Annotated in this window: 5 protein-coding genes and 10 tRNA genes; all 15 read left to right on the forward strand. The window is 42.0% G+C overall.

What is annotated here, in order from left to right; all coding sequences use genetic code 11:
* Positions 1 to 575: 4-(cytidine 5'-diphospho)-2-C-methyl-D-erythritol kinase (ispE, locus tag H5187_RS22440; RefSeq protein WP_182798387.1), on the forward strand; the 575-nt coding region annotated here is incomplete at its 5' end.
* Between the two features lie 100 nt (positions 576 to 675).
* The gene (locus H5187_RS22445; protein WP_145240635.1) at positions 676 to 1,623 is read left to right on the forward strand and encodes a ribose-phosphate pyrophosphokinase; all 948 of its coding nucleotides are present in this window, start codon (positions 676 to 678) and stop codon (positions 1,621 to 1,623) included.
* Positions 1,624 to 1,783: 160 nt separating this feature from the next.
* Entirely contained in the window at positions 1,784 to 2,389 is a 606-nt protein-coding gene (locus tag H5187_RS22450; RefSeq protein ID WP_145240633.1) for a 50S ribosomal protein L25/general stress protein Ctc, read from the forward strand.
* A gap of 17 nt (positions 2,390 to 2,406) precedes the next feature.
* A complete protein-coding gene (gene pth, locus H5187_RS22455; RefSeq protein ID WP_145240631.1) occupies positions 2,407 to 2,991 on the forward strand; it encodes an aminoacyl-tRNA hydrolase in 585 nt (194 codons plus the stop codon).
* Between the two features lie 34 nt (positions 2,992 to 3,025).
* The gene (gene ychF / locus H5187_RS22460; RefSeq protein WP_145240629.1) at positions 3,026 to 4,117 is read left to right on the forward strand and encodes a redox-regulated ATPase YchF; all 1,092 of its coding nucleotides are present in this window, start codon (positions 3,026 to 3,028) and stop codon (positions 4,115 to 4,117) included.
* Between the two features lie 278 nt (positions 4,118 to 4,395).
* Positions 4,396 to 4,472 (forward strand) — tRNA-Met (locus tag H5187_RS22465).
* A gap of 143 nt (positions 4,473 to 4,615) precedes the next feature.
* A tRNA-Leu gene (locus H5187_RS22470) sits at positions 4,616 to 4,700 on the forward strand.
* Positions 4,701 to 4,738: 38 nt separating this feature from the next.
* Positions 4,739 to 4,813: transfer RNA gene (locus H5187_RS22475), tRNA-Gln, on the forward strand.
* Positions 4,814 to 4,818: 5 nt separating this feature from the next.
* Positions 4,819 to 4,895 (forward strand) — tRNA-Met (locus tag H5187_RS22480).
* A gap of 95 nt (positions 4,896 to 4,990) precedes the next feature.
* Positions 4,991 to 5,075 (forward strand) — tRNA-Leu (locus H5187_RS22485).
* A gap of 40 nt (positions 5,076 to 5,115) precedes the next feature.
* A tRNA-Gln gene (locus H5187_RS22490) sits at positions 5,116 to 5,190 on the forward strand.
* A gap of 85 nt (positions 5,191 to 5,275) precedes the next feature.
* Positions 5,276 to 5,360 (forward strand) — tRNA-Leu (locus H5187_RS22495).
* Positions 5,361 to 5,400: 40 nt separating this feature from the next.
* Positions 5,401 to 5,475: transfer RNA gene (locus H5187_RS22500), tRNA-Gln, on the forward strand.
* A gap of 165 nt (positions 5,476 to 5,640) precedes the next feature.
* Positions 5,641 to 5,725, forward strand: a tRNA-Leu gene (locus tag H5187_RS22505).
* A 38-nt stretch (positions 5,726 to 5,763) separates the two neighbouring features.
* A tRNA-Gln gene (locus tag H5187_RS22510) sits at positions 5,764 to 5,838 on the forward strand.
* Positions 5,839 to 5,891: the final 53 nt, after the last annotated feature.

Genomic DNA, 5,891 nt, shown 5'->3' on the forward strand with positions numbered 1-5,891 from the left:
CTAAAATATTACCAATGGGAGGCGGCGTTGGTGGTGGTTCTTCAGATGCGGCCAGCACACTTTTAGCGCTTAATAAATTATGGCAATGCCAGTTATCACTGTCTGAATTAGCAGCGCTTGGCGTGCAGTTAGGCGCAGATGTGCCGGTGTTCATTAACGGCAAAAGCGCCCTAGCTCAAGGCATTGGCGAGAAGTTAGTGAATGTAGAGCTGCCGTCAAAATGGTATTGTGTAGTGCATCCAAGTGAACATGTCAGCACCGCGAAAATTTTTACTCACCCAGATTTAAAACGCAATACACCGAAGCTAAAAGGCCACTGGCAACAACAAACATTAGCCAACGATTGCGAGCCTTTAGTTAAAAAGCTCTGCCCTGAGGTTGAAAAGACCCTCCAGTGGTTGCTAAAATACGCTCCGTCGAAGATGACTGGCACAGGTTCATGCTGTTTTGTTGAATTTGCCACGCAAAAAGAAGCGCAACATGTTCTTGAAAATCTCCCCCATAACTGGGACGGTTTTATTGCCAGCAGCGTTAATATCTCTCCTGCTCATACGCAGTTGGACGCTATACATTGAAGCAATGAAGTAATGTACAAGTAAATAAAGTTTAAGTTAATAAGCTATACTTTTTTTATCGCTTATTAGTCCAAAAATTCAGTGCCTGAGGAACCCTACCGTGCCTGACATGAAGCTCTTCGCTGGTAACGCAACACCTGAGTTAGCTCAAAAAGTTGCAAAACGTTTATATATTGAAGTTGGCGATGCTGTTGTTGGCCGTTTTAGCGACGGTGAGATCAGTGTTCAAATTAATGAAAATGTTCGTGGCTCGGATGTTTTTATTGTGCAATCAACCTGTGCCCCTACTAACGATAACTTGATGGAGCTTATTGTAATGGTTGATGCCTTACGTCGTGCATCTGCAGGTCGTATAACAGCCGTCATTCCTTATTTTGGTTATGCACGTCAAGATCGCCGCGTGCGCTCTGCTCGCGTACCAATCACAGCAAAAGTTGTTGCTGATTTCTTATCAAGTGTAGGTGTTGACCGAGTTCTAACGGTTGATTTACACGCTGAGCAAATCCAAGGCTTCTTTGATGTACCAGTTGATAATGTGTTCGGTAGCCCAGTGCTACTTGAAGATATGAAAGAGCGTCAATTTGATGATGTTGTTGTTGTATCACCTGATATCGGCGGTGTAGTTCGTGCCCGTGCTATTGCTAAGTTATTAAACGATACCGATCTTGCCATTATTGATAAGCGTCGCCCACAAGCGAATGTTTCTCAAGTAATGCACATTATTGGTGACGTTGAAGGCCGTGACTGTATCATCGTTGATGATATGATCGATACTGGCGGTACCTTATGTAAAGCAGCTGAAGCACTTAAAGAACACGGTGCTAAGCGAGTATTCGCTTACGCTACTCACCCTGTACTTTCTGGCCAAGCATTAGAAAACATTCGTAACTCAGTAATTGATGAAGTGATTGTAACTGACTCAATTCCACTGTCTGCTGAATTAAAAGCAATTGATAAAATTAAAGTGTTAACACTTGCAGACATGCTAGCTGAAACAATTCGCCGTATCAGCAATGAAGAATCTATTTCAGCGATGTTCGAACACTAAACTTGGTTTAGTTAAAATATCCTGATGTAATAAAGCGCCTCGTTGGCGCTTTTTTTATGTATCGTGTTTCTTTTAATTAGTCGCGGTGGTATGATAGCGCGCCTTTTGGCTAGGGACCTTGGTCGCAAAGGCCCTACACTATTTAATTATTGGAGACATCATGTCTAACGAAACATATACATTTAATGCAGAATTACGCACAGCTACGGGTACAGGTGCGAGCCGCCGCCTACGTCGTGAAGATAAAATCCCTGCGATCCTTTACGGTGCTGACAAAGAAGCTGCATCACTTACTTTTGAACACAAAGATATTATCAAAGCACAAGAAAGTGAAGGTTTTTACACTCACATCCTTACTCTTGATATCGCTGGTGAAAAAGTTGAAGCTATTCTTAAAGATATCCAACGTCACCCGTTCAAGCCTAAAATCACTCACCTTGATTTCCAACGTGTAGATGCTACTCACAAACTTAACACTAAAGTACCAGTTCACTTCATCGGTGAAGAAGCGGTAACTAAAGCGGGTAACACTGTAGTTCACCAATTAACAGAAATCGAAATCACGTGTCTTCCTAAGTCACTTCCTGAATTCGTAGAAGTTGACGTAGCTGGCCTAGTTGCTGGTGACTCAATACACATCTCTGACGTTAAACTTCCAGCAGGTGTTTCATCTGTTGATTTAGCGAAAGGTGCTGATCACGACCAGTCTATCGTAACTATCAAAGCTAACAAAGCTGCGCCAGTTGAAGACGAAGCTGCAGAATAAATTTTAAGGTTTGCACCTTGAATTCTATTCAAATGCTTGTGGGCCTGGCTAATCCAGGCCCCGAATACGCAAACACACGCCACAATGCAGGTGCTTGGTTCATCGAGCAACTCGCTGCACGCTACAACTGTACGCTAAAACACGATCCTAAGTATCACGGCCTTACCGGCAAAGTGATCATCCAAGGTCAAGAATTCAAATTACTGATCCCTACTACTTATATGAATTTAAGTGGTAAAGCTGTCGGTAGTTTAGCCAACTTTTTCAAAATTCCTGTTGAGAGCATCCTAGTTGCCCATGACGAAATGGATTTAGAACCCGGTGTTGCCAAATTAAAAAAAGGTGGCGGACACGGTGGCCATAATGGTTTAAAAGACATTATTGCAAAGATGGCAAATCAAAAAGATTTCATGCGTTTGCGCGTTGGCATAGGTCATCCAGGACACCGTGAAATGGTGACCGGATGGGTGCTTGGAAAAGCAGCCAAAGAAGACCAAGAGAAAATGGATGCCGCAGTAGATGAAGCAGTTCGTTGTATGGAAATACTTGCAAAAGACGGTGTGTTAAAAGCACAAAACAGACTACATTCGTTTAAGCCATAATTGGTTAAGCGGATCTAAACAAGGTATCTTAACTATGGGTTTCAAATGTGGCATCGTCGGTTTGCCTAATGTTGGTAAATCAACACTTTTCAATGCATTAACCAAAGCGGGTATTGAAGCCGCTAACTTTCCTTTTTGTACCATCGAGCCAAATACGGGCGTGGTACCGGTGCCAGATCCTCGTCTAGACGAACTTGCAAAGATTGTAAAACCACAACGTATTCTTACAACGAGTATGGAATTTGTGGATATTGCAGGTCTTGTAAAAGGCGCATCGAAAGGGGAAGGTCTTGGTAACCAGTTTTTAGCTAACATTCGTGAAACCGATGCAATTGGCCACGTAGTACGCTGCTTTGAAGATGACAACATCATTCACGTTGCAGGTACCATTGATCCTGCTGATGATATTGATGTGATCAACACCGAGTTAGTACTTGCTGATATGGATAGCGCTGAAAAAGCCCTTTTCCGTAACGCGAAAAAAGCCAAAGGTGGCGATAAAGACGCAAAAGAACAAAATGCCGTACTTGAAAAAGTAAAAGTACACCTTGATGAAGGCTTAACTTTACGTTCTTTAGCATTAACTAAAGAAGAAAAAGCGGCTATTAGCTCTGTTAACTTCTTAACAATCAAACCAACTATGTACATTGCTAACGTAGCTGAAGATGGTTTTGAAAATAACCCATATCTTGACCGTGTACGCGAAATTGCTGCTGCTGAAGATGCTGTTGTTGTGCCTGTATGTGCCGCGATTGAATCTGAGCTTTCGGAACTAGATGAAGAAGATAAACTTGAGTTTATGGCCGATCTTGGTCTGGATGAGCCAGGTTTGAATCTAGTGATCCGTGGTGGTTATGAGTTACTTCATTTACAAACCTACTTTACTGCAGGTGTAAAAGAAGTACGTGCATGGACAATCCCAGTAGGTGCAACTGCGCCACAAGCTGCAGGTAAAATCCACACTGACTTTGAGCGTGGCTTTATCCGTGCACAGACCATCGCTTTTGATGACTACATCGCCTATAAAGGTGAAAGTGGTGCAAAAGAAGCAGGTAAGATGCGCCAAGAAGGCAAAGAATACATAGTTAAAGATGGCGATGTAATGAACTTCTTGTTCAATGTTTAACACCATCCCAGTGTGACCTATCACCTTTAGTGATTTTTAAAGGCTCGTTTTTACGAGCCTTTTTTATTTCTGCACTATCATTAAATATCAGCTGTTGTGAATAAGTCACAATAAAGCAGTTAAAAAAACACCATTTTTATTAAAATTTAGCCTGTTAGCCTATTTTTCCCGCAAACAAACCAAGATACGTGTTTTTTTGCAAAAAAGGTGTTGACGGATTTGGGTCATATCAGCATAATACGCCCCGCACTCAGCGATGAAGTGCTAACAAAAAAGATGGCTAAGTAGCTCAGCTGGTTAGAGCACATCACTCATAATGATGGGGTCACAGGTTCAAATCCCGTCTTAGCCACCATTATTTTTTGTTGCTCAATGAAGAGTTTAAAATAACTACCTAGTGTTTTATTACACAACGTATGCGGGAGTGATGGAATTGGCAGTTGTCTTGAATTAGACGCTGGGTTAAGGTTCCAAAACGTTGTTACCTGTATATACGATGCGGGAGTGGCGGAATTGGTAGACGCGCTGGATTTAGGTTCCAGTATCTTAGGATGTGAGAGTTCAAGTCTCTCCTTCCGCACCATATTCTTGATAAGAATTAAAATTATCAATTGTTATTGTTGGGATATCGCCAAGCGGTAAGGCACCAGGTTTTGATCCTGGCATTCCCAGGTTCAAATCCTGGTATCCCAGCCAACAATGGCTAAGTAGCTCAGCTGGTTAGAGCACATCACTCATAATGATGGGGTCACAGGTTCAAATCCCGTCTTAGCCACCATTTCTTTTTTAGAAGTGGCTCTGCAAGAGTTAAATTGCAACTCAATGAAGAGTTTAAAATAACTACCATTTCTTTGATTAATTCAAAGTGATAATGCGGGAGTGGCGGAATTGGTAGACGCGCTGGATTTAGGTTCCAGTATCTTAGGATGTGAGAGTTCAAGTCTCTCCTTCCGCACCATGTTCTTGATAAGAACTAAAACTATCAATTGATTCTTTGTTGGGATATCGCCAAGCGGTAAGGCACCAGGTTTTGATCCTGGCATTCCCAGGTTCAAATCCTGGTATCCCAGCCAACTTCTTCTACCAAAGAGTGTTGTTAAAGAATAACTCTAAGCTACGAGTATAAACAGCAAAAACGTATATAATTATACGGACTATGCGGGAGTGGCGGAATTGGTAGACGCGCTGGATTTAGGTTCCAGTATCTTAGGATGTGAGAGTTCAAGTCTCTCCTTCCGCACCATGTTCTTGATAAGAATTAAAACTATCAACTGTTTCTTTGTTGGGATATCGCCAAGCGGTAAGGCACCAGGTTTTGATCCTGGCATTCCCAGGTTCAAATCCTGGTATCCCAGCCAACTTCTTCTACCAAAGAATGTTGTTAAAGAATAACTCTAGCTACGAGTATAAACAGCAAAAACGTATATAATTATACAGACTATGCGAGAGTGGCGGAATTGGCAGTTGTCTTGAATTAGACGCTGGATTTAGGTTCCAATAAATTAATACTGTATATGATCGATGCGGGAGTGGCGGAATTGGTAGACGCGCTGGATTTAGGTTCCAGTATCTTAGGATGTGAGAGTTCAAGTCTCTCCTTCCGCACCATGTTCTTACCTAGAACTAAAACTAATAAAATTTAAAGTTGGGATATCGCCAAGCGGTAAGGCACCAGGTTTTGATCCTGGCATTCCCAGGTTCAAATCCTGGTATCCCAGCCAATTTTATAAATACCCTTCTCTATCTTTTATCTTTTATCTTTTATCTTTTATCT

The organism is Pseudoalteromonas sp. SG44-1 (assembly GCF_014164315.1).
Taxonomy (GTDB): Bacteria; Pseudomonadota; Gammaproteobacteria; order Enterobacterales; family Alteromonadaceae; genus Pseudoalteromonas; species Pseudoalteromonas rhizosphaerae.